The organism is Deinococcus roseus (assembly GCF_014646895.1).
GTDB classification, from domain to species: domain Bacteria; phylum Deinococcota; class Deinococci; order Deinococcales; family Deinococcaceae; genus Deinococcus_C; species Deinococcus_C roseus.
The window spans coordinates 1-22,659 of sequence record NZ_BMOD01000001.1; the positions used below are offsets into that span (position 1 = coordinate 1).

Genomic DNA, 22,659 nt, shown 5'->3' on the forward strand with positions numbered 1-22,659 from the left:
TGCACGCGTTGGGTCCAGGCTTGTTCATTTACGAGGTGCAGCAAACCAGCGACCTGACCTACCGGGTGTACGACTGGGACAGACCCGCCAGTGCTGGAAGGAAACTGCACCTGCAGGAATCTGCCGCCGTCACCCGCTCAGATTTCTCCGGTCAGGTCACCCACCAGCCCCCATTGGCAGAAACCGATTTGCAACCCGTGGTCCAGAGCGAATACTTCCTGACCGAACTGCTGCAAACCACCTCCTCTCCCCTGATTCTGGAAACCACTGGTGAAAGCTTCCATGTCATCACGGTGATTGAGGGCGAAGCAGAAGTGCAGTGTGGAACAGAAACCGTGGTTCTGAGGCAATTTGAGACGGTGCTGGTTCCAGCCCAGCCTGCCCGGTACACCGTGAAAGCCAGAACCGCTCAGGTGCGGGCACTGCGTTCCAGCTTGCCTTGAACTGGGTTTGAAACGCCTGCCAGGAGCACCCCTACATCCTCGTTTGAAATTTCTTCCATTTGGGCGAGGCCTGCCGTCTTGGGCTGTTCGAGGGACCGCATGTTGGTCCCTCGGCCCGCTCGCCCCTGCAGGTGTGGATCCAGATCTTCTGCCTTCAACCTTCTGCCTTCTTCTTGCCCTCAAGGACATCTGTCCAGCACACCTGAACCCTATAATCTCAGGATGACCCTGTTTTATGCTGCCCTGATGGGTGCCCTTGCGGTGGCTTTTGGTGCCTTTGGTGCCCATGCCCTGAAATCCATGCTTTCTCCTGATGTGCTGGCCACCTTTGAAACCGGGGTGCGTTACCAGATGTACCATGCGCTGGCTTTGCTGGCTTTAGGGGCAGCGCGCTTTCAGAGCAAGGGCATTTTGTTTTTGTTCATTGGAACCCTCATCTTCTCTGGCAGCCTGTATGTGCTGGCCCTGACCGGAATCAAGGTGCTGGGGGCCATCACACCCATTGGTGGGGTGCTGCAAATTGTGGGCTGGGTGATGGTGGCTCTGGATGCCCGCAGAGCCCGGATGTGAACCCCTTGAATGCCAATGATTTTGTGGCTGCTGTGCAAGAAAAGATGGAAGCCATGCGCGATCCTGAGCAGGCTGTTCCAATGCAAAAATACATGAAAGACAGGTTTGCTTTTCTGGGCATCAAAATGCCTGAGCGCACCGCCCTTTCCAGACCTCTGGTGCGTGCCCTTGAACCAGCAGAAGCCCTGATGGCAGCAGAAATGTTGTGGACGCTGCCTGAACGGGAACACCAGTATGTGGGGGTGGATGTGCTGGGCCAGCATGTCAAAGCTTTACAGGCCACAGACCTGCAAAGGGTGCGCTCGCTTATCCAGTTGCATTCCTGGTGGGACACCGTGGATGTGCTGGCTTCCCGGGTGGTGGGGCATCTGGTCAGACAGGATGCAGATTTGCTGCCCCAGATGGATGTGTGGAGCCAGGATCAGGATTTCTGGGTCAGAAGAACCGCCATTTTGCACCAGTTGAGTTACAAAAAGCACACCGATGAAGCGAGGCTTTTTGCATATGCCCTGCACAATGCCAGCGACACCGAATTCTTCATCCGCAAAGCCATCGGGTGGGCACTGCGGGAATACGCCAAAACCAGTCCCGAGAAGGTGCTGCAGTTCGTTCAGGCAAACCGGGCACGCTTCTCAGGGTTGACGGTCAGGGAGGCTTTAAAGCACTTTTAAGCGTTTTTTCAGGGCGCTGCAGGCTGGTCTTCTGCAGGTTGGGCTTCAGGTTGCAACACGTAAGAGATGTACACATCCGGGAAGAAAATTTTGCTGCCAGGAGCCACATCTGCCCCCACCCGGGCCAGCACCTGGTCCAGCACCTGCTGGATTTTCTCTGGTGTGATGGCCTGCACCTGCACCAGTTGTTCGGCGCTCAGACCGGGGTACATGGCTTTGAAACGCACCGGGTCCTGAAACAGGGTTTGCAACTGTCTGCCCAGGTCTGCCACCGGGTCCTTGTTCACCACAGGATTGCCATACAGGTTGACCATCTGCAGGCCTGCACTGTTCAGGCGCTCCAGCAGGGTGGCCTGCCCCTGAACCTGGAAAATCTGGGTGAAGGTCTTTGTGACCCCGTTGGCTCCGGTCACCTGGATTTCACTTTTCAGTTCTCCTTCTTTGATTTCCTGCAAGGGAATGAGGGGCTCAGAAATGCGGAAGCCCAGTGTGGAAGGTTTCAGGGCAGGGGTGAATTCTGCTGCGGAGTACACCTCTCCGTTCTGGCTGAGGGTGTATTTCACGGTCACGGGCATGGGCAACACCACCGAGCAACGCACATTGAAGTTCGCCTGCAAGAACTCGCCTTGCTTGATCTGCTGGATGGCTTCCCCTTTGACCGTGAACCAGGGCTGGTCTTTCAATTCAAAGTCACAGTGGGCCTGATCCACCCGGTCTGCGATGCCCTGGGCATTCTCCTGCTCTGATGCGCTCAGGGTCAGGGTCATGTACTGTTTGATGTTCTGGAAAGCTTTGGGGAAATTGCCCAGTTGCTCGTAAAGCACCCCGCTGTAGAAGTGGGATCTGGGATCCGGACTTTCTTCCAGGTCAGCAAGGGCCATCTGGGTGTCTTTGTAGCTTCCCAGACTGAAGGCATAATCGTAGGCCTGACGGGCACTTGCATCATTGCCCAGGGTGAAGTTGTAAAGCCCCAGGTTGTAGGCAGCAATTTCATCTTCGGGGTTGATCTGCAGGGCCTTGTTGGTGGACAGCAACGCTTTTAAAGCATCTCCTGTTTTGTATTGTGCCCAGCCCAGGTTGGTGTGGTACAGGGGTTTGTTGGGATTGATGGAAACCAGACGCTCCAGCACCGTGCGGGCTGCCTGAAAATTGTTCTGGTCAAAGGCCAGGAAACTGTATTCAGACAGGGCGTACTCAGAATGGGGCAAGAACTGGTAGAGGGCTTCACGGGTGTCTTTCACAGTCACACCGGTGTTCTTGAGGATCACGGCCTGTGCTGCAGTCAGCACACCCCTTTTCTCAGGCGGCCAGTTTTCAGGCAATTCCTGCCCACGGGTCATGGCAATCACTTCTGAGAGGGTGCGGGCATAGGGGAATTTGGATTTTGCCAGCAGATCCAGGGCTGCTGTGGTCTGTCCGTTCTGCTCCAGATACAGGGCCTGATAACTGACCAGGCTGGGGGCCTCTTTGACATCCAGATCCAGCAGTTGTTTGGGGCCCTGCAAGATGGCCTGATAGGCCACATCCAGGGTGTTTTTTGGGGCAATCAGGGTGTCAAAGAACGCCTTGACAGCGGCATCTTTGGCATCTTTGTAAGGGGCCACGGCAGAGAGCAAATCCAGTTTTTCCAGATCCTGCAGCGGTGCAGCCAGTGCTGCAGGAGCCAGTTTGGGGATCACCAGAGAGGTCTTCAGCAGTTCCGCCACTTTTTTGAGTGTGGCGGTTCTGAGGTTTTTGGGATCTGCCGTGACAGTAACTTGCTGGTCCTGGTCTCCCTGACGCAGCAGCAACACCACCTCTCCCCCTTTGACCTGACCCCCAATCACGGTCTTCACACCCAGTGCGTCTTGCAGCACCAGCAGGTGTTCTGGGAGCGTGGGTTCTGTAAAACCTTCCTGGTACAGCACATCCATGGGCAACTGGGGTCCCTGAGGGGTCAGGAGGGGGGCAGCAAACACCTGGGTCTGGTAAGGCTTCAACAGGCCAAAATTGACGGCCATATCATAAGACAACAATGCCGCTGTCTCAGCATCCTGAGGAGAACCAGGATGAAACCAGCTGACGGCTCCTCTGGACTGTGCAAAGGCGGCACCACTGAGCATCAAACTTAACATCAGGTGTTTTGCAAGCATGGTCCATGTTACCTCACCAGTTCGGTGAAAACGGTGTGCATTGCGGGATCTAAACCTTTCACAAGAAAGGCAGGCCTCTACAGCCTGCCCGTTCTGACTGAATTGAACTTTAAAGCTTCTGACAGGTGGGGCAGTAATGGGTTCCCCGCTGGGCCAGCCAGTATTTCTCCAGAGGGGTGCCGCACCGCTTGCAGGGCTTCCCATCCCTGGCGTAGGCCACATGGTCCAGCTGGAAATAACCAGGATTCCCATCCAGTTGCGCATAAGTCTGGTCTGAAAGGGTGCTGCCTCCGGCTTCAACAGCACGGGCGATCACCTGACGGATGGCGTGGTACAGACGGGTGGATTGTTCCTCTGAGAGGTTCACCGCTTCCGGGTGGATCTGGGCGTGCCAGAGCGCTTCATCGGCGTAAATGTTGCCCAGTCCAGCCACAGGTTTCTGGGACATCAGGTGGGGTTTGACCTTGCCTGCATGACGCATTTCCTTCACGAAGTCTTCCAGCTTGAAGTCATCGCTGAGGGGTTCTGGACCCATCTCATGCAGGGTGGGCAGGGCTGCATACTCCCCTTTTGGGACCACCTGCCATTTGCCAAATTTGCGGGCATCCTGGAAATACACGGTGCCTTTTGCGGTTTTCAGGGTGACCCGGGTGTGTTTGCCTTCCTGCAAACGGAAGCCTCCAGTCATGCCCAGATGGACAATCATCTCCAGGGGCTCTTCAAAGTGGGCAATGATGTACTTTCCACGGCGGGTGAGTTCCGTGATGCGTTTCCCGACCACATTGGCGAGGTCGGTGTAACGGTGGTTTTTTTCGTGGTCGATGGCCTCGATCACCTGACCGAGCACAAAGGGTTCGATCAGCTTGCGGGTGGTTTCCACTTCTGGCAACTCTGGCATAAGGGTTTTATTTTACGCCAAGAACATAGCAGAAATTGCAATCCGTGAGGGAATGGTCCCTGCTCAGGGAAAACGTGCCGTTCCCGGTTGCCAGGAACCCTGCAACCCTCCTGACCAGTGCACCTCTCCTGCAGGTCTGGCGTCCAGAATTCTGACCAGCACCTCAAGAGGGACCCGTCTGGCAAAACGGGTGCGGGCATGCCAGATGTGCAGGGCTTCCAGACGGTTGGTGGGTCTGGAGATCCTCAGGAAACCATCTGCCCGGTTGACGATGGTGTCGAAGAGACCATCCGGGGTGCTCAATTCAGCACGAACTCCTGCTGGCCCACTTCACGGATTTTGCCTTCTGCCATCCATTTCTGCAGCAACTGCTGGGCGTCCTGCTCAGAAAGAGGACTGGAATCCCGGATGTCCTGCAAGGTGATTTTTCTTTTGCGGGCCAGCAGGCGGAACAGCATGCGTTCCTGGATGTCTGCCCTGGGGGCAGCAGCAGCCTGCAATTTGTTGCCAAAAGCCTGAAACACCCACCAGCCCATCAGCAGACCAAAAAGCAGCTCCAGAGGAACCATGCGATAAGCCAGCGCTGGATCGGCAATGCCTGCATGGGGCCGGAAGTGGTTGTACACCGCTCCATAAGCCACCAGGCTGCCTGCCATCCCCACCATGGTTGTCAGAAGAACACGAACACTGCGCATTCCTTCATCTTAAAGGGTATATGGGCTCTCAATGTCCCGTACTCAATCTGTTACATTGTTGCTCATGGCTGTGAAGAAAATGGTTTTGCATCACCTCGGAGAACAGCGTTACGTGGGCATGAACGAAACAGGGCAACAGGTGCTCTTTGACAACAGTGATGTGAAGGTGGGCGTGCGACCCATGGAGGCCTTGCTGGGCGCTCTGGCCGCCTGCACCGCCGTGGATGTGGTGGAGATCATGCGCAAACGCAAGACCCCCCTCGCCACCTACCGCATCGAGGCCGAAGGCGAACGGGCCGAGGGCATCCCTGCCAGATACATCAAAGTCACCCTGAAACACATTGGCAGTGGTCCTGGGGTCACAAAAGAACAACTTGAAAAAGCTGCCCATCTTTCCCACGAAAAATACTGCTCTGTGGCCGCTTCCCTGAATTTTCCCGTGGAAGTGACTGCCGAAGTGGAAAACTGATCCACTCTGGAAAAGCAATCCAGGGCTGAAACACCCGGACATCCATTCCGGGTGTTTTTTGGTGTTTCGCTTTTCAAAATTCCACCTCCATGATCAGGACTGGCCTTTGCAACGCACCCCAGGGTCTGTTTTGTGGAACAACACCCCAGAGGGACCACCTCCTGTTCTTCTGTCAAATGCTTTACAGTGTCATCCAGAAGCAGCATTCAGGGCTGGCAGACGATCAGGTTTTTCTTCTGGAGGCAACACATGCACCGAATCAAGCTGGGCCAGACCACCCACCTTTTTGCAGACCTCAAAACCCTGCTGGCAAAAGCGTCTCCAGAGAAATCCGGGGACCATCTTGCTGGTCTGGCTGCCGTTTCCCAGACCGAACGGGTGGCAGCAAGGCACCTGCTGGACGAATTGCCCCTGACGGTGTTCCTGCAGGATTTGCTCATTCCTTACGAGGAAGATGAAGTCACCCGCCTGATTGTGAACTCCCATGATCGGGCTGCATTTCAGGAGATTGCTTCCCTGACCGTGGGCGAATTCCGTGAATTTCTGCTGGACCCCCAGACCACCACCGAAAAACTGACAGACCTCAAGTGGGCCATCACACCGGAAATGGCAGCAGCGGTGAGCAAACTGATGCGCAATCAGGACCTGATCACCGTGGCCCGCAAGTGCCGGGTGGTCACGGCTTTTCGCAGCACGGTGGGTCTGGAGGGGCACTTTTCGACACGGCTGCAACCCAACCATCCCACCGATGATCCAAAAGGCATTCTGGCTTCCATGCTGGACGGTCTGATGCTGGGCATCGGGGACGCAGTGATGGGCATCAATCCGGCACTGGATCAGGTGGATTCCGTCTGCAACCTGCTGAACCTGATGGACGACCTGAGGCTGAAGCTGGACTTGCCCACCCAGTCCTGTGTGCTGACCCATGTCACCAACCAGATTCAGGCCATCGAAAAAGGCGCACCCATGGACCTGATTTTCCAGAGCATTGCAGGCACAGAAAAAGCCAACAAGGGATTTGGCATCGATACTGGCTTGCTGCATGAAGCCCATCAGGCCGGGCTTTCCCTGAACAGGGGCACGGTGGGCAACAATATCATGTACTTCGAGACTGGACAGGGAAGCGCACTTTCTGCAGAGGCCCACCATGGCGTGGACCAGCAAACCCTGGAGGCACGGGCTTATGGTCTGGCCCGCCTGTACAATCCCCATCTGGTCAACACGGTGGTGGGATTCATTGGCCCCGAATACCTCTATGACGGCAAGCAGATCATCCGGGCAGGTCTGGAAGACCACTTCTGCGGGAAACTGCTGGGCCTTCCCATGGGTGTGGACATCTGCTACACCAACCACGCCGAGGCAGACCAGGACGACATGGACGTGTTGTTGACTTTGCTGGCGGCTTCTGGAGTGAATTTCATCATGGGGGTGCCGGGAGCAGACGACATCATGTTGCATTACCAGAGCACCTCTTTCCACGATGCCTGGTATGTGCGGGATGTGTTTGGACTGAGACCTGCCCCGGAATTTGAAGCCTGGATGGAACGCTTTCAGATCACCAATGGTGGCAAACTGGCCCCGAACATCCCTGCAAACCTGCTGAACCTGGCCCTGCCTTCAGGAGGACGGGCATGAACGACCCTCCAGAAAAACCTGCCTTCCTGGACCTCCTGAAACAGTTCACCCATGCCAGGGTGGGGCTGGAACGGGTGGGACATGCGGTCACCACAGCTGAGACCCTGAATTTCCAGCTGTCCCATGCTGCAGCCAGAGATGCCATTCACCAGCCGGCGGATTTTGTGGGCATACAGCAGCAACTGGAAGCCCAACATCTGAAAGTGCTGCAGGTGCATTCTCAGGCCTCAGACCGCACCCAGTACCTCAAAAGGCCCGATCTGGGAAGGTTGCTGCATCCTGAAGATCAAGAGAAACTGCAAAACATGCAACTGGCAACAAGAGATGTGGTGATCGTGATTGGGGATGGCCTGTCTGCCACAGCCATCAACCAGCATGCTGTCAGGATGGCCCTCAAACTGGTGCTGGCTTTGCAGCAAAACGGATTTTCAGTGGCTCCATTGGTGCTGGCTTCCCAGGCCAGGGTCGCCCTTGCCGATCCAATTGGGGAACTCCTGCAGGCCAGACTGTCCATCCTGCTGATCGGGGAAAGGCCCGGACTCTCTTCCAGCGACAGCCTGGGGGCTTACCTGACCTATGGCCCCAGACAGGGCCGCATGGATTCAGAGCGCAACTGCGTGTCCAACATCAACCCAAAAGGCCTTTCAGATGAAACCGCCATCCAGTCTCTGCTTTTTCTGGTCCGAGAGGCCCTGCGGTTGCAATTCAGTGGGGTGCAGCTCAAAGACGAATCTGGCACCCACATGCTCACAGATTGACCTGAAGCGCATGTCAAAAGAATGGATGGGCAAGGTCGGTGGAGAAGTTTACAGTTTTCAGCTTACAGTTCACAGCAAGATGGACCCTTTCCACACATCTTAAAGTGCCAATCCTTTAAAGAACGCCTTGCAACAGGCAATCCAGCCCGGGAACACTGAGAAGTTCGATGTCCACAGCCCGCACCAGAATGCCCCGGATGCCCTGCTTCTGGGGTTCAATCACATCTGCTTTGCGGTTGTCTCCCAGCATGGTCACCCGGGTGGCCTGAGGGTATTTTCGCAAGACCATCTGGTAACTTTCCGGGTGGGGTTTTTCGAATCCGGTGGTGCCACTGCTGAAGATGTGGTCAAAAACCCTGGACAGACCCAGATGCCTCACGATTTGCTCCAGTTCTGGCACATGGTTGGACAGGATCACCTGGGTGTAACCTTGCAAAGCCAGCGCTTCCAGCACAGCGAGGGTGTCCGGGTAGAGGTGCCACTTTTGAAGGTCACAGAACTGGGAGCGCACTTTCTGGCTGAGGGCAGGGGCCTGTTTCTGAAGGCCCAACGTTTCAAAAAGCTGGTGGTACACCTGTGCAATCTGGTTCCAGTAATCGTCTGGATGCTGGTTTTCATGGGGGGTTTCCCAGGTGTGCCAGGGAAAACCTGCACCCAGCATGCCGCCCGTATATGCAATTTCTGGATGGTGCTCTGCCAGAAGTTCTTTTGCTGTGGTGCTCCATGCCGTTTTGAAATCCATTTCCCGATGGCCCAGTGTTCCATCAAAATCCCAGATCAGAAGTTTCATCCATTCACCTTCATGCCTTCATTTTGACGCACAGGAAAACATGCTTCTGGACAACATCTGAACAGCACCCATGGGTGTTCATGCTTCGTTCAGGGGGTGTTCAACAGCGACTTTGTATCCTCTAAACAACAAAGAGATCTGAAGTTCCTTCCCTTCAACTTCCAGATCTCGGGCCACCCTTCTGAAGAGTTCAGGGGGGCAGAGGAGGAAGACCATGAAACAGCACATTCCAGCCTTCAGTGCACTGACCCTCACCCTCATTCTCGCATCCTGTAACAGCACCCCTCCCGTTGGGTCCACCACCGAAAACCAGATTTCCCAGCAGGCCGCCACCTACCTGGTGCGGGGCACCGACATGGGTCCCCTTTACCAGAACATTCGCGTGACCACCGGAGGCGTGGGTTACACCGGAGCCGACGTGCGGGTCAACACCATCAACATGCCCCACACCTCTGGCGGGCTGTACCAGGGCAATCTGGGCTCTGCAGTGGCTGTGGGCAACGGCATCACGCTGGCTGTGCGCACCCCGGATGGCATCGTGCAGGCCAGAGACTGGGTTCCCGGAGCACCTGTTGTGAACGCTCCGGTGGCTGCCACCACCGTGAATGCTGCTTCTCCCCTGCCCGTGGCCTGGAACAGCAGCTACGCCATCGACCCGGACCGCATCGTGGTGAGCGCCACCTGGTCCTGTGGTGTGGGATGCGGAACCGGCTGGAATTCCCCCGACCTCCCTGGCACCACCCACAACTACACCATTCCCGCTGGCACCCTGCCCGCCGACAAAGCCGTGAAAATCCGCGTTTACGCCTACAACGACGGCACCGAAACCTTCAGTGGTCCCTTTGCCAGCGGATCCAGAATGGCCATCCGCAACGGCAATGAAAAAGGCATCGACATCACCACTGCACCCGCCAACAGCACCATCTGCACCAGCTGGGGCGATCCCCACCTGACCAGCTGTGACGGTCTGGGCATTGAATTCCAGAGCACCGGTGAATTTGACCTGAGCCTCTCCACAGTGAACCCCTTCCGGGTGCAGGTGCGCCAGCGCCCCTGGGGCGGCAGCAGCACCGTCAGCGTGAACACCGCCGTCGCCACCTCCATGAACGGCTTCAAAGCAGGAATTTATGTCGGAGCCGCACCAAACCTGCACATCGGTCCTGCAGGCACCCCCACCAACATTCCGGCAGGCGGTTTGAACATGGGCGGAGGGTACATCGTCACCCAGGCAGGCAACAAGTACACCTTCAGCTACCCCACCGGCGAGAAGATGGAAGCCACCCTGAACGGCGCTTACATTGATGTGAAGCTGATCCTGCCCCCCAGTGCACAGACCCGCGTTCGTGGCCTCCTCGGCAACTTTGACGGCAACACCGCCAACGACTTCCAGCTGAGAAACGGCGTGGTGCTCCCCAACCCCATCGACTTCAACACCATGTACACCACCTACGCAGACAGCTGGCGTGTTCCTTCCCCAGCCCAGTCCCTGTTCTACTACGGTGCTGGAGAAGCCTTCGGCGGGTTCAACGTCCCCAACTTCCCCTCGGCCCTGCCTGCCATGACCTCGGTGCAGGAAACCAACGCCAAGACCCAGTGCCAGAACAATGGTGTGGTGGATCCCCTGCTGCTGCAAGCCTGCGCCATCGACCTGGTGCAAACCGGAAACCCCCAGTTCATCGACAGCGCCAAGAAAGCCGCTGCTCCCGTGATTCCCGTGAAGATCCTGCTTCCTGACCTGAAAGTGGCCGTCTCTGGACCCTCTGCAGCCCACGCTGGCGAAGACATCAGTGCCTTCGTGAAAATGACTGCCTACAACGTTGGAAACGGCACCGCCAAAGGCACCCTGACCGCCGGAGTGAACGGATACATGCTGGACCTGATCCTCTCCACGGACACCGTCACCCCCAACACCTGGGCCATCTACTCTCCAAACTACAGTGAAGATGTGCTGCTGCTGGGTGGCCGGGCCAGCAACACCGATGACCTGGGTGCCGGAGCCAGCAAGACCTACCCCATCGGCGCAGGCATCCCCAAAGACACCCCCACCGGCAACTACTACATCTGCGCCAAAGTGGACGCGGGCAACAAGATCACCGAATGGCTGGAAAACAACAACGGCAACTGCTTCAAGATCTTCATCCAGGGCAACTGATCTTCAAAATCCAACACCTTCTTCCGAGATCCCTCCACAGCCGTGGGGGGATCTCCTATACTCAAACCGTGACTGAACCTCATGTGAGTGAAGCTCCAGCTTCTCAGGGTGAAACCAACCTCAGGGTCTCCACCCTGGAACTGTTTTTTGATCTGGTTTTTGTGTTCATCATCACGCAGGTCACCCATCTGGTGGCCCATCCCCATGACGCTCTGGATTTTGCAAAGGCAGCCCTCATTCTGGGCGTCACCTGGTGGATGTACGGAGGTTACGCCTGGCTCACCAACAACGTCAGCACCGGACGCACCCTCAACCGTTTTTTGCTGCTGCTGGGCATGGGCAGTTTTCTGATGGTCGCCATTTCGGTGCCAAAGGCTTTTGATGGGGGTGGCTTTCTGTTCGGGGTGGCTTACCTGCTGATCACCTGCATTCACGCCTTCCTGTTCACCCGTGCACAGTCTGCAGCTTCTGCCAGGGCCATTTTCAGCATCGCCCCTTTCAACCTGATCAGTGCCGCTCTGGTTTTGCTGGCAGGTTTTGTTCATGCCGAATGGGACTGGTGGCTGTGGGGAGGAGCTTTCCTGATTCAGGTGCTCAGTCCCATCATCGGCAGGGTGCGAGGGTTCTCGGTCAGCAGTGCCCACTTTGTGGAGCGGCACGGACTGGTGATGATCATTGCCCTCGGTGAATCCATTGTCACCCTGGGCACAGGGGCCAGCGAAGAAACCCTGTCTGCAAACCTGATCCTGAAAGTCCTGCTGGGCCTGATGCTCACCGCTGCCCTGTGGTGGAGTTACTTTGAAACCGATGATCCCAGAGCCGAAGCGGCCATGGAATCCGTGGAAGGTCCAGCCCGCAGCGTGATGGCTGTTCGGGCCTATGGTTATGCCCACTACATCATGCTGCTGGGTGTGATTTTCAGTGCTGGCGGCCTGAACAACTTCCTGTCGCATAAAGAAGAACACGCCCTGATTGAACCCGGAATGCTGCTGGCCCTGGGGCTCTTCATTTACCTGCTGGGAGATGTGCTGTTCCGGTTCTGGCTGGGCATAGACCGCCTGAAGTTCAGATTTGTCTTCGCTGTGCTGGCGCTGGCGCTGGGTTTTGTGCTGCAGCACGTCGGAAATCTGGTGCAGCTTTCTGGATTCACCTTGCTGCTGGTTTTGATGCTGGTGCTGGAGAGCAAGTTGCAGAAGGCAGAAGGATGAAGGCTGAAGGCAAATTGCCGAGGGCCGAGAGCCAAGGGCCGAGGGCAAACGGCAGAAAGCAGAAGGCATACTGAATGATCTGGTTTTTGCAGTCAAAAGGGCCATATTGCAAAAGCTGCTGTCCAGCAAAGTTCTGAGTTCTTCTGCTTGCAACCCATCAAAACCATGGGAATGCCATGCCACCCCTGAAAAGCCTTGAGCTTTCAGCTCTCGGCCCTCGGCCCTCGGCAATTTGCCTTCTGCCCTCTGCCAAACCCACTCCCCCCCCTTTCCTGGCAAAAGTGGTACATTACCCTGTATGGTGACGCCCAACCCCTTCAAAACCGTGGTGATCGCTGGTGTGGGCCTGATTGGTGGCTCGGTCGCACTCGGACTCAAAGGCCGCTTTCTGGCAGACAAAGTCATTGGTTATGACACCAATGCCGAAACCCTGAAACTGGCCCTGGCCCTGGGCGTCATTGATGAGGGATATGTCACCCCCGGAGATTGGGTGTCCCAGGCAGATTTGATCATGCTGGCCACCCCGGTGGGATCGCTGGCCCGCATTGCCCGTGATCTGGCCGAACATGCCCGTGAAGATGCTGTTTTCACCGACGTGGGCAGTGTCAAAGGCAAAGTCACGGAACTCCTTTCCGACCTCAGAAACTTTGTGCCCGGTCATCCCATGGCGGGCAGCGAAAAGGCCGGGGTGACTGCAGCACGGGCTTCCCTGCTGGAAAACGCCATCTGGGTCCTGACCCCCACCTCCCGCACCTCTTTGCCCTTACTCAACCGGGTGAAGCAGCTGGTCAGCAAACTGGGAGCCAATCCGGTGGTGATGCCCCCCGATGCGCATGACCAGCTGATTGCCACCATTTCCCATCTGCCTTACATGACCGCCCTCGCCCTGACCCACATGGTGGCACGGGATGAGCGTCTGGCTTTGCTGGCTGCAGGGGGCTTCCGGGACATCACACGTGTGGCCAGCGGTGACCCCCGCATGAGCCGCGACATGGTGATCAACAACAAAGATGCACTGAAAGAAGCCATTTCCAGGTTCAGAAAAGAACTGGATCATCTGGAAGAGCAACTGGAAAGCCCGGAAACCCTGTTTGAATCTGCCATGGAAGGCAAGCGCACCAGAGACAGCCTGCCCATCGTGAAACGCAGCCTGATCCCTGGGCTTTTTGATCTGGTGGTGGCCATTCCTGACCGTCCCGGTGAAATTGGCCGCATCGCCAACATCCTGGGCGACAAGGGCATCAACATCAAGGACATTGAGGTGCTGGCCATCCGGGAAGAGGGCGGAGCTTTGCGTCTGGGCTTTGAAACTGGCGAATTGCTGGAAAAGGCCCATGGTGCCCTGAATGCCGTGGGCTACGAAACCCGACCCAGAGGTCTGGGGCAGTCTTCGATGTGAAGGGGTAAGGTGTTTGAGAGGGCGACCACGTGAGATCCCCCTGCCCATCGCTTTGCTCTGGGCGTTCCCCCTTAGGATTGGAGTGAAGATGAGCGTCTGGGAGCACTGAACGGCTAGATCCCCCTGCTTCTCGCATTCGCTCGAAGGTTCCCCCGTCAGCGTTGGGGAATTGGTGTAGGACAAGAGAAATTCCCCAACGCTGACGGGGGACAGGGGGATCTCACCCGCAAAAATCTCAAACGCACACCCCAACAAAACAGCAGGATCTTATCCTCGCACAATTTTAACCGCAATGGCCACCATGGCAACAGCCAGTTGCAAATAAGCAATGTTTCTCAATGTTTTTCCACTGTGGGTGCCTTTCAGGGTGGTGTTCACCAGCACCAGCAGGCCAGCAGGCACCACCACCAGCAGGGCAATCAAAACCCATAAAGCTTCATTCATGTGTTCTCCTTAAAGCAGGGGTTCTCTGTCCTGGGTGAGTTTGATGATCAGGTCGTAATCGTCGGGGGTGGGGTCGTCGAGTGCTGCTTTGTTGCGGGACACCTCGCCACACTTTTTGCATTTGTGCACGATGATCCAGCCTTTTTTGGCGTTGTGCTCTACAGCCACGGGTTCCAGCATGCCTTTGCAGGGGTTTGCACGGTCTCCGGGCTGGATGTCCACGTGCAAACTGTGCAGGCAACGGGGGCAGTGGTTGCGCACACTGCCGTTCTGCAAGGCTGGCACTTCAAAGCCGCAGTTCTGGCAGGTGAAATTCTGGTTGGTGCCCTGGACGGTAAATTTGCGTCCCATGTCAACAGAGGTGTTCAGGATTTGCAGGATTTGCAGAAGGGCCAGCGCAGGTCAGGGACCCGCCACAGCAGCCCTGGGGAACCACAGTGAAAGCCACATCCAGAAATGCTTCTTCACCTTCTGGCGCAGGATTGAAGTTGAAGTACACCTCTCTGGGAGAGCCCTCTGCACGAAGGCCCTTTCCTGGCATCAGCAGACGGATTTTTTCATAGGCTCCCATCAGGTTGCCTTCCTGCACCTGCTGGAAACTCAGGGTCACGAACATCTCCCGGTGGGCACGGTCTGATTTCAGAGAAATGCTTTCACTTTGTGGAACTGCATTTTCCACAGGAAGGCACAATTCCACGGCTCCAGCATCTTGCTCATTGACAGGCTCATGGTAAAGCACGAAAGGTGCCCCGCTGATTTCGGTCTGGTTCTGGGTGGCATGCTGGGCCAGTGTGGTGAGGCCCTGTTGCAGAAAGGCTGGCAACTCAAAAGCATTGACCACACCCTGCAGGCAGATCACCTGCTGCTCTGGGACATCTCGGTGTTGAACTCGGTACGGCAACATATCTTTTAACACTATACCGATTTTGTGCCTGCCAACAGGGACGTATTGCCCAGTTGTCCGGTCAGGTGTGGTCCTGAAACGCCACCTCAAACACAGGTTTTCCGCGCCTGCGCATCTCCTGCATCATGCTCCAGGTGCCTTTGGTTCCATGGTGCAAGCAGATCAGTGCATCTGCCTGATCTGCCATTCTGGAGTTGCGTCTGGCTGCAGCAGCTTTGCTGGAATCCAGAGGATCCCTGGCAAACACCTCCAGTGGAACCTGATGTGTTCTGGCCCACCCTGCAGCCAGTTCAGCCACACCTGTGTCACCTGTGGTCAGCACTGTAGTGATTTCGAAACAGCTGTCCGAAATGGCTTTCAGAAGGTCGCTGTCATCAAAGTGGTCATGGTCCCTGGATCCTGCCAGAATCACCCGCATGCTTCAGTTTAATCCAGGCTGTCCTGCCAGGTTGTCCTGCCTCACAACCTCCTCTTTAACAACCAAAAAAAGATAAGATGGTGTGAACCATGGGTGTGATTGTGCGGGTCACTGCGGAATTCAGGCCGGATGCTTCCAGAACAGGGCTGTATGTGTTTTCATACCTGATCTGGATTCAAAACCTGCATGCCAACCCCATCCAGGTGCTGGAAAGACACTGGATCATCCGGGATGCCCTTGGAGAAACCACTGAGGTGCAGGGCGAAGGCGTGGTGGGTTTGCAACCCATCATCGAGAGCAACACCCATTTTGAGTACAGTTCCTGGGTGCAGGTCAGAAATGTTCCAGCCCTGATGCAGGGCAAGTACCTGTGTAAGCACCAGCACGGAGAAAACTTTCATGTGGAGATCCCAGCTTTCACCCTGAGGCTTCCAGGGGAGTTGCTGAATTGAGTGGCACCAGATGAATTCCCTGCAGAAGTTAAACAAAGCTACAATTCAACATGAGGACCCCCTGTGTTATTGTGAAAATGAAAGGCCAGGGAAGCCATGAACCGCATAAACCTCACCCTCGTCATGATGCTCACCAGCAGTGCTCTGGCACTGAACCTGCAAGGCACCCTCAAGACACCCGTCAAGGCAAACGCCCGTCTGGCCGTCTTTGTGGTCAATCCTTCTGGCACCCCGCAATACGAGTGGAGCAGCACGGCCCTGTCAGGAAACGCTTTTTCACTGCAACTGCCAGATGATGCTCCTGCCAGAGGCCTCTGGTCACTGTCTGGCGACACCCTGACCTGGCCTGGTGTGGTGGGCAATGTCAAGGTCAGCAACAGCACCGCCACCACCGAACTGAAACTCTTCACCTACATTGACTCGGACAACAACAAAAAGTACTCCAGCAACGAAAAACTGCTGGACACCACCCTGATGACCGGCAAATCCAATGTGGTGATGGTGTATGTCGCAGACAACACCGTCATTTCTGGAGACAAAGGCCTGAATGTGTCCCTCAAAGCAGGCTGGAACATGGTCACCCTGGTGGGTGGAAAATCCATCACCAGTCAGGTGCTGCAAGAAATCAAAGATGCTTCACTGATGGTGCTGGAATAGCCCAAAACCCCCCTTCAACCAGAAAAAGACCCGCATTGTTTGCGGGTCTTTTTCTGGTTGAAGGGGGGTTTTGAAGGGGTGCCTTGAAATGTTTCAGGGTTTCCGGTTGAGTCGGATCTCTTTTTGCTCTGCCATGATGTCCCACTCTGGAGGCAAACCCCAGGCAGAGAGCATTTCAGAAGCAACATCCCGGAAGATGGGGGCCGCAAGCTGTGAACCGTGGTGGTTTTTCTTGGCCCCGTGCACCATCACCACCATGGTGACTTTGGGCTGGTTGCTGGGGAAGAAACCTGCGAAAACGCTGTTGTAAATTTCGCTGGAGTAGCGTCCGTTCACCACCACCTGGGCGGTTCCGGTTTTGCCTCCCAGCTGATATCCAGGAACACTGGCCGCGGTGGGAATGCCTTCCTCGATCACGTTTCTGAGCATGGTGCGCATGGTGCGGGCCGTTTCAGGGCGCAGCACTTCCCGTTCTTCCCGGATGCGGTCTGCACTGATCAGGTAGGGGGCAATGTAGCGTCCATCGTTGGCCAGCACGTTGTAGGCAGCCGCCATCTGCAGGGTGGTGGTGGTGAGGCCCTGACCAAAACCCATGTTGACTTTCTGGATCAGTTTCCAGTTCTTCCAGTTGTACAGGATGCCACCCTGGGCAGGCAAGGTCTCCAGCGGGATGTCCTGACCAATGCCGTAACCCTTGAAGTATTCGTACATCTGCTGGTCACTGTAATTTTCCACCAGGTGGCTGATCCCGATGTTGCTGGAGTAGCGCAGGATGTGCTGGGTGTCCAGTTTGGGGGGGTGAAACACCGAATCGTGGATGGTGGCTCCCCCAATCTTGCGGGCCATGGGGGTGTCATACCAGCTGTTTGGGGTGGTAAGGCCATCGTTCATCACAGCACCCACCGTGAGGGCTTTCACCACGCTGCCTGGTTCATAGGTGTCCATGAAGGGACGGTTTTGCCACTGCTTCTGGAAATCCGGGTAAGAGCGCCACTTGTTGGGGTCAAAGGGAGGCCAGGTGGCGGCCGCCAGGATTTTCCCGCTGTGCGTGTCCAGCACGATGGCACTGCCATATTCACCCATGTTTTCGGTGGCCTGGGTGTTGAGGTGGGCTTCCACAATCGCCTGCACCCAGGGGTCAATGGAGGTGATCACATCGTGCCCTGCCCGCAGTTCTTCTTCATAGAAGCGCTCAAGGCCCGAGAGGCCCTGGTCGGTGCCCATCACACCAATCAATTGTCCTGCCAGGGTTTTCTGGGGATAAATGCGTTTGAATTCACCGTATTTCGCACCTGGAATGGTCTGGGCCAGGATGGTTCCGTCTTCTGTGAGGATGCGTCCTCGCACCAGGTTGGGATTGAGGGCAGGCTGGTTGGGCATGTGCCATTCCAGCTTGGCGTAGGCATACACCAGAATCAGGAACATGAAGATGCTGAAGCCCAGCAGGACTCTAGAGCGGATTTTGATGCGTTTCAGTTCCACTGGGTCTCAACCTCCAGAGGTTTGGGTTGTGGGATGGTGAGGGTTTCCTGGGAGGGTGCTTCGAAGATGGCCTGTTCTTTTTTGGCGTTTGAGAAAGGAATCATTCCGTTTTTGACGGCCCATTCGCGGATGCGCAGCGGACTGGTGAGGGATTGCAGTTCAATGGAGAGGTTGCTGCGCTCGTTGTACAGCTGCTCTTCCTGGTCCTGCAAATCCACAATCCGGGTGGGAAGGTCGCGCTGAAAGTACCTCCAGGCCACCAGCACTGTGGCAAGAATGAAGTACACCAGCATGTAGCGCACCGCCCGGTCCTGCCAGCTCACGCCTGTCCCTCCTCGCTGCGTTCTGCCACCCGCAATTTGGCGCTGCGGGAGCGGGGGTTGATTTCCAGTTCTTCTTCGCTGGCCTCCACGGGCCTCTTGGTGAGGGGTCTGAAGCCGTGGTTGCCTTTGACAAATTGCTTCACGATGCGGTCTTCCAGGCTGTGGAAACTGATCACAGCCAGTCTGCCGCCCGGTTTGATCAGGGCTTTTGCTGCTTCCAGACCGTCTTTTAAAGCACCCAGTTCGTCGTTGACATGGATTCTGAGGGCCTGAAAACTGCGTCTGGCGGGGTGGATGCCTCTGGCATGCTGACCCGGGTAGGCCCGCTTGATGATGGCGGCCAGCTCGGTGGTGGTCTCGATGGGTTTTTTCTCTCTGGCTTCCACAATGTAACGGGCGATTCTGCGGCTGTGGCGTTCTTCTGCGTATTCATACAGGATGGCCGCAATGTCCTCAGGGTCGTATTCGTTGATGACCTCAAAGGCAGAGAGGCCTTCCTGGCTCATGCGCATGTCCAGCGGGGCTTCTTCGTGGTAGGAAAAACCCCGTGCGGAGTCGTCCAGCTGAAAACTGGAAACCCCAATGTCCAGCAGGATGCCGTCCACCTGGGTGATTCCGGTGGGCTGCATCAGTTCCAGCATGTCGCGGTAGTTGCCCTGCAAGACGGTGAGTCCGGGCAACTCAGGGGTGCGGCCAATCACGAAAGGGTCCTGATCGATTCCATACACCTGGGCGCCCTGTTCCAGCAGCAGTCGGGTGTGGCCTGCTCCGCCCAGGGTGCCATCAATGAACACCTTGCCAGGACGGGGATCAAGCCCCTCCACCACTTCTTTTGCCAATACGGGAATGTGACTGTACTCCATGATGCTCCTCAGGCGATAAAGTTGTCCAGCAGCTCGGGTTTGGGTGGCGAGGTTTGCACCTCGGAGAGCACCTGGTTCCAGCGCTCTGGATTCCACAATTCCAGACGGTTCGGCGCCCCGGCCACCACCACCGCTGTTTCCAGCTGGGCGAATTGACGCAGGGGATGCGGGATGGACAGTCTGTACTGGTTGTCCAGGCGGTTTTTGCTTGCTCCACTGTAAAAAAACCGCACGAAGGACCTGGAGGGGGCGTCTGTGAGGGGCAACTTTTCCAGTTGCTCTTCCAGGCGTTTCCAGACATCGAGCGGAAAGACGTAAAGGCAACCTTCCATGCCCCGGGTGATCACCATGCCATCTTCGATGAACTCTCTGAAGGCAGGAGGGATGACCACTCTACCTTTGTCGTCCATGGCGTAATCGTATTCTCCGAAGGGCATGTCAGCAGATCTCCACCACCCCTGTTGCATCTGAGCTTCAGGAGTAAGTTGAGTGACGTGTTATCTTTGTGTCACCTAAGCATCAAGCTACCACAATTCCCCCCCTTTTACCACAATTCCCCACCTTCTCCCCCACTTCTTCCAGATTCATGAAACTTCTTCCACTTTGTCCCCCCTGAAGGGCAAAAACCTCCCCTGAATTCCCACCCATTCCCCCAGCAGAATGGGGGTGGATGGCTCTGATTGAAACAAAAAACCAGCACTTTTCAGGAGCAGAATCGACCCAAAAAAGAACCCAGAAGCATCAAAGCCTCTGGGTTCTTTTGAAGGGGTTCTTTTGAAGGGGTTCTTTTGAAGGGGTTCTTTTGAGAACAGCTTGAAATTCTGGGTTTTACCAGGCGGCGCGAATGATCAGGCCTTTGGGGTCGCCGACTTCCAGGTAGGCGGCCTGCTGGTTCACATCGTCGTAAGCAAAACCGTAAGCCAGTTTGTTGTAGCTGTGGTCATGCCAGAACTTGGCGTAGTAGTTGGCCGGTCCAGCCAGGTAATACTGCGAGGGGGTGTTCCAGGCAGAGGGGGTCTGGTAAATGTGACGGTTCACCGCTGCACAGGCCTGGGCATTGGCTGCATTGCCATTGCACAGGAAGATTTCCTGGGTGTTGGGTTTGGTGGGGGTGGTGGTCCAGTACTGGTTCACATAGCTCGCAAAGTAGTTGGCCTGACTGCCCCCGGCTTTGAAGTTCCCGAAGATGGGGGCCACAATGCGGTAGGGAGATTGCAGGGTGCCCAGGTGTTTGAATTCGGCTGGCACCTCGTTCTGGTACTTGGTGAAGAGGCCAGAGCGGGTTTCGCTTTCCAGTTCACCCACGGTTTTGTCGTAGTTGCCTGCTTTGTTGACCAGCCTATGCTGGATGGGGAATCCGAAGCCGTCCACCCGGGTGGTGTTGCCGTGGTAACCGGTGGCGTCCACGGTGAACTCGATGAAGTCAAAGTAGATGCTGCGGTTGGGGTCGGTGGGGTTGTTGATGTCTGGGCCAGCAAAACCCGTGTCAAAGGTCTTGATGTAGCAGGGGCTTCCCACACAGAGGAACATGCGCCCGGAGGTGATTCTGGGCATGCTGACCCAGTTGGCCTCGCTGATGCGGGTGTAGATGTTGGCGTAGTTGATGTTGTTCTTGACCAGGTGGCCACTGGCATCATTCAGCGCGTTTGAGATGGGTTGCAGCACGCCATTGCGGTCCAGGTAGCTCCAGCGTCCGTTGGCAGGATTGATGCCCAGGATGCCCCAGTAGATGTTGTTGTCTGCGTAGGCTCCGTTGGTGCCGTTCAGCACCTTGAAGGTCATCACGCCGCTTCCGGTGGGGGCAGGAATGGAAGATGCAGCAATGGAGAAAATGGATCCCGAGGTCACGGGCGGGGGTGGGTTGGTGGTGCCTCCCACGGTGTAGGAGAACTGGGGGGTGTCGTAGGCAGGGGTGCCATTGTTGTAAGTGAAGTTGTAGGTGAGAACGTTTCCGCTGGCCACCGTCAGGGTTTTTTCATAGCGGGCAGTGCTGCTGTTGTAGGTCATGCGAAAATTTTGCTGGGCTCCACCGTTGACCTTGTAGTGCACATCCACCCAGGTGGTGTTCACCACAGATTTGAACCAGATGGTTGCTGTGCTGCCCGAGACCGCCACGCCCTGGGTGTAATCTGCGTTGGGAATGACTGTGCCTGCCTGAGAAGCTGAACCGGCGGGTGGGGTCGGCTGTCCACAGGCGGCCAGAGCGAGGGTCAGGGTGGCAAATAAAGCAACAGATCGAGAAATGTGCATGATGCTCCTTTCGGTGGTGCTGGCGAATGGGTCCTGCAAACTGAGTGACGTTCCCAGACCTCTCAGCACAATGGACCGCCTCGAAATCCTTCTGAAATCCCTTTGTGCGCTGCTGGTGCAAGCAGATTTCACCCCCTGCAGAAAGAACACAGCAGAGGCGACATTGCTGTATGGCAGCAACAGTACGGGGATTTTCGCGCGACCTGAAGTTCAGGCCACAGCAAGACATTGAGTTTTGATGCTTATGGTTATCAATTTACCGGTATATGAAAACGTTGTCAATAGGTGCCTTCCTCTGTGGGTTTTATGGAATCCTCACTTCCTTCCTACACACCTTTATCCTGAGGGAAATCCTTTTCTGTCCACCCTGGCCTGCTGCCCTGTTTTGCCAGGTTCACCTTCATCTGCCTGAATCCTGACAGACAGAGCCCCCGACAGAAAGATCTCAAAACTTGCGCTCCTGATGCAGCTTCTTTTAAACTGAAAGCAACTGAGGTGCAAACCTGGAGTCCAACCTCCATATGTTGGCCTGGCGGAGTCTGACGATCAGCCTCCGTTTTGGTTTTTCAGTTTCCTCAAACCTCCCCTTCTGAACAGGACACCTGCAACATGACCAGAAGCACAGCACACAACCATGCAGACCAGAAGCACAGCACCTTGCTGTTGCAACTGGTTTTGCTGGCACTGCTGGTTTTGTGGGCACCTGTGCGCTGGAAAGCAGAACTACAGCATCAGACCCTGCATCCCCAGCAAATTTCACAGGGATGGGCTGTGCATCTGGTGTACACCGTGCCCCAGCAGGGCACTCTGGCAGCGCTGCAACAGGATCGGTCAAACCCGGACCCTTCTTTTCTGCCCCTTCTGCCCTGGCAACCCACCCTTTCCAGGGTTCAGAAACTCTGGCTGCCCATGCTGATCCATTGCAAACCCGGAGTGCATTTTCAATCCCTGTGCAGGCTCCTGTTTTTTCAACGGCAACAACTGGATGCCCCCTGAAAATGCATCACACCTTATTCTGTCTCTTCTGATTTTTCAGATGGCATTTT

25 protein-coding genes and 1 pseudogene are annotated in these 22,659 nt (G+C 56.0%); 12 read left to right on the forward strand and 14 right to left on the reverse strand.

What is annotated here, in order from left to right:
- From IEY52_RS00005 to IEY52_RS00015, 3 genes and pseudogenes are all read left to right on the forward strand, one after another.
- Positions 1-443 (forward strand): annotated as a pseudogene (locus tag IEY52_RS00005) (type I phosphomannose isomerase catalytic subunit); the annotation flags it as partial.
- A 222-nt stretch (positions 444-665) separates the two neighbouring features.
- Positions 666-1,013 carry a DUF423 domain-containing protein gene (locus tag IEY52_RS00010; protein WP_188997932.1) on the forward strand — a complete coding sequence of 116 codons (348 nt, stop codon included), beginning with the start codon at positions 666-668 and terminating at the stop codon, positions 1,011-1,013.
- 5 nt (positions 1,014-1,018) lie between these two features.
- Positions 1,019-1,684, forward strand: coding sequence for a DNA alkylation repair protein (locus IEY52_RS00015; protein ID WP_229684582.1), 666 nt, complete (start codon positions 1,019-1,021; stop codon positions 1,682-1,684).
- An 8-nt stretch (positions 1,685-1,692) separates the two neighbouring features.
- Here IEY52_RS00015 and IEY52_RS00020 read toward each other — a convergent pair whose 3' ends face one another.
- The 4 genes from IEY52_RS00020 to IEY52_RS00035 all read right to left on the reverse strand — a co-directional run bounded on the left by IEY52_RS00020 (position 1,693) and on the right by IEY52_RS00035 (position 5,409).
- On the reverse strand, positions 1,693-3,816 hold the full coding sequence (locus IEY52_RS00020) for a tetratricopeptide repeat protein (protein WP_188997935.1): 2,124 nt from the start codon (positions 3,814-3,816) through the stop codon (positions 1,693-1,695).
- 109 nt (positions 3,817-3,925) lie between these two features.
- Entirely contained in the window at positions 3,926-4,714 is a 789-nt protein-coding gene (gene mutM / locus IEY52_RS00025) for a bifunctional DNA-formamidopyrimidine glycosylase/DNA-(apurinic or apyrimidinic site) lyase (RefSeq protein ID WP_188997938.1), read from the reverse strand.
- 63 nt (positions 4,715-4,777) lie between these two features.
- Positions 4,778-5,017, reverse strand: coding sequence for a hypothetical protein (locus tag IEY52_RS00030; RefSeq protein ID WP_188997940.1), 240 nt, complete (start codon positions 5,015-5,017; stop codon positions 4,778-4,780).
- Complete coding sequence (locus IEY52_RS00035; protein ID WP_188997943.1) at positions 5,014-5,409, reverse strand: hypothetical protein; 396 nt, start codon at positions 5,407-5,409, stop codon at positions 5,014-5,016. Before IEY52_RS00035 ends, IEY52_RS00030 begins: the two co-directional genes overlap by 4 nt.
- Before the next feature lie 64 nt (positions 5,410-5,473).
- Here IEY52_RS00035 and IEY52_RS00040 point away from each other — a divergent pair, with 64 nt between their 5' ends.
- The 3 genes from IEY52_RS00040 to eutC all read left to right on the forward strand — a co-directional run bounded on the left by IEY52_RS00040 (position 5,474) and on the right by eutC (position 8,271).
- Entirely contained in the window at positions 5,474-5,878 is a 405-nt protein-coding gene (locus tag IEY52_RS00040) for an OsmC family protein (protein ID WP_188997946.1), read from the forward strand.
- 249 nt (positions 5,879-6,127) lie between these two features.
- Positions 6,128-7,513: an ethanolamine ammonia-lyase subunit EutB gene (locus IEY52_RS00045; protein WP_188997948.1), complete on the forward strand. Its 1,386-nt coding sequence runs from the start codon at positions 6,128-6,130 to the stop codon at positions 7,511-7,513.
- On the forward strand, positions 7,510-8,271 hold the full coding sequence (gene eutC / locus IEY52_RS00050; protein ID WP_188997951.1) for an ethanolamine ammonia-lyase subunit EutC: 762 nt from the start codon (positions 7,510-7,512) through the stop codon (positions 8,269-8,271). Before IEY52_RS00045 ends, eutC begins: the two co-directional genes overlap by 4 nt.
- Before the next feature lie 115 nt (positions 8,272-8,386).
- Here the strand turns inward: eutC and IEY52_RS00055 are convergent, their stop codons facing one another.
- Positions 8,387-9,061, reverse strand: a complete 675-nt coding sequence (locus IEY52_RS00055) for an HAD family hydrolase (protein WP_188997953.1) — start codon at positions 9,059-9,061, stop codon at positions 8,387-8,389.
- 214 nt (positions 9,062-9,275) lie between these two features.
- Between IEY52_RS00055 and IEY52_RS00060 the strand changes: the two genes are divergently transcribed.
- The 3 genes from IEY52_RS00060 to IEY52_RS00070 all read left to right on the forward strand — a co-directional run bounded on the left by IEY52_RS00060 (position 9,276) and on the right by IEY52_RS00070 (position 13,820).
- Positions 9,276-11,213 carry a VWD domain-containing protein gene (locus IEY52_RS00060; RefSeq protein ID WP_188997956.1) on the forward strand — a complete coding sequence of 646 codons (1,938 nt, stop codon included), beginning with the start codon at positions 9,276-9,278 and terminating at the stop codon, positions 11,211-11,213.
- A 68-nt stretch (positions 11,214-11,281) separates the two neighbouring features.
- Entirely contained in the window at positions 11,282-12,421 is a 1,140-nt protein-coding gene (locus IEY52_RS00065) for a low temperature requirement protein A (RefSeq protein WP_188997959.1), read from the forward strand.
- A gap of 298 nt (positions 12,422-12,719) precedes the next feature.
- A complete protein-coding gene (locus IEY52_RS00070) occupies positions 12,720-13,820 on the forward strand; it encodes a prephenate dehydrogenase (RefSeq protein ID WP_188997962.1) in 1,101 nt (366 codons plus the stop codon).
- A gap of 267 nt (positions 13,821-14,087) precedes the next feature.
- Here IEY52_RS00070 and IEY52_RS00075 read toward each other — a convergent pair whose 3' ends face one another.
- The 4 genes from IEY52_RS00075 to IEY52_RS00090 form a co-directional block, all read right to left on the reverse strand.
- On the reverse strand, positions 14,088-14,264 hold the full coding sequence (locus IEY52_RS00075) for a hypothetical protein (RefSeq protein WP_188997964.1): 177 nt from the start codon (positions 14,262-14,264) through the stop codon (positions 14,088-14,090).
- Positions 14,265-14,273: 9 nt separating this feature from the next.
- Positions 14,274-14,615: an RNHCP domain-containing protein gene (locus IEY52_RS00080; protein WP_188997967.1), complete on the reverse strand. Its 342-nt coding sequence runs from the start codon at positions 14,613-14,615 to the stop codon at positions 14,274-14,276.
- A gap of 1 nt (position 14,616) precedes the next feature.
- On the reverse strand, positions 14,617-15,168 hold the full coding sequence (locus IEY52_RS00085) for a GyrI-like domain-containing protein (RefSeq protein ID WP_188997970.1): 552 nt from the start codon (positions 15,166-15,168) through the stop codon (positions 14,617-14,619).
- Positions 15,169-15,229: 61 nt separating this feature from the next.
- Positions 15,230-15,586 carry a hypothetical protein gene (locus IEY52_RS00090; RefSeq protein ID WP_188997973.1) on the reverse strand — a complete coding sequence of 119 codons (357 nt, stop codon included), beginning with the start codon at positions 15,584-15,586 and terminating at the stop codon, positions 15,230-15,232.
- Between the two features lie 89 nt (positions 15,587-15,675).
- Between IEY52_RS00090 and apaG the strand changes: the two genes are divergently transcribed.
- Positions 15,676-16,038: a Co2+/Mg2+ efflux facilitator ApaG/CorD gene (gene apaG, locus IEY52_RS00095; protein WP_188997975.1), complete on the forward strand. Its 363-nt coding sequence runs from the start codon at positions 15,676-15,678 to the stop codon at positions 16,036-16,038.
- Between the two features lie 96 nt (positions 16,039-16,134).
- Positions 16,135-16,695, forward strand: coding sequence for a hypothetical protein (locus IEY52_RS00100; RefSeq protein WP_188997978.1), 561 nt, complete (start codon positions 16,135-16,137; stop codon positions 16,693-16,695).
- Between the two features lie 93 nt (positions 16,696-16,788).
- Here IEY52_RS00100 and IEY52_RS00105 read toward each other — a convergent pair whose 3' ends face one another.
- From IEY52_RS00105 to IEY52_RS00125, 5 genes are all read right to left on the reverse strand, one after another.
- The gene (locus IEY52_RS00105; protein WP_188997981.1) at positions 16,789-18,177 is read right to left on the reverse strand and encodes a peptidoglycan D,D-transpeptidase FtsI family protein; all 1,389 of its coding nucleotides are present in this window, start codon (positions 18,175-18,177) and stop codon (positions 16,789-16,791) included.
- The gene (locus tag IEY52_RS00110; protein ID WP_188997984.1) at positions 18,168-18,500 is read right to left on the reverse strand and encodes a cell division protein FtsL; all 333 of its coding nucleotides are present in this window, start codon (positions 18,498-18,500) and stop codon (positions 18,168-18,170) included. The genes IEY52_RS00105 and IEY52_RS00110 overlap by 10 nt, the downstream gene beginning before the upstream one ends.
- A complete protein-coding gene (gene rsmH / locus IEY52_RS00115; RefSeq protein ID WP_188997987.1) occupies positions 18,497-19,363 on the reverse strand; it encodes a 16S rRNA (cytosine(1402)-N(4))-methyltransferase RsmH in 867 nt (288 codons plus the stop codon). The genes IEY52_RS00110 and rsmH overlap by 4 nt, the downstream gene beginning before the upstream one ends.
- An 8-nt stretch (positions 19,364-19,371) precedes the next feature.
- Complete coding sequence (gene mraZ / locus IEY52_RS00120) at positions 19,372-19,800, reverse strand: division/cell wall cluster transcriptional repressor MraZ (protein ID WP_188997991.1); 429 nt, start codon at positions 19,798-19,800, stop codon at positions 19,372-19,374.
- Positions 19,801-20,191: 391 nt separating this feature from the next.
- Positions 20,192-21,613 (reverse strand): glycoside hydrolase family 64 protein, encoded by a 1,422-nt coding sequence (locus tag IEY52_RS00125; RefSeq protein ID WP_188997994.1) that lies wholly within the window; start codon positions 21,611-21,613, stop codon positions 20,192-20,194.
- Positions 21,614-22,222: 609 nt separating this feature from the next.
- Between IEY52_RS00125 and IEY52_RS00130 the strand changes: the two genes are divergently transcribed.
- Positions 22,223-22,609 carry a hypothetical protein gene (locus IEY52_RS00130; RefSeq protein ID WP_188997997.1) on the forward strand — a complete coding sequence of 129 codons (387 nt, stop codon included), beginning with the start codon at positions 22,223-22,225 and terminating at the stop codon, positions 22,607-22,609.
- Positions 22,610-22,659: the final 50 nt, after the last annotated feature.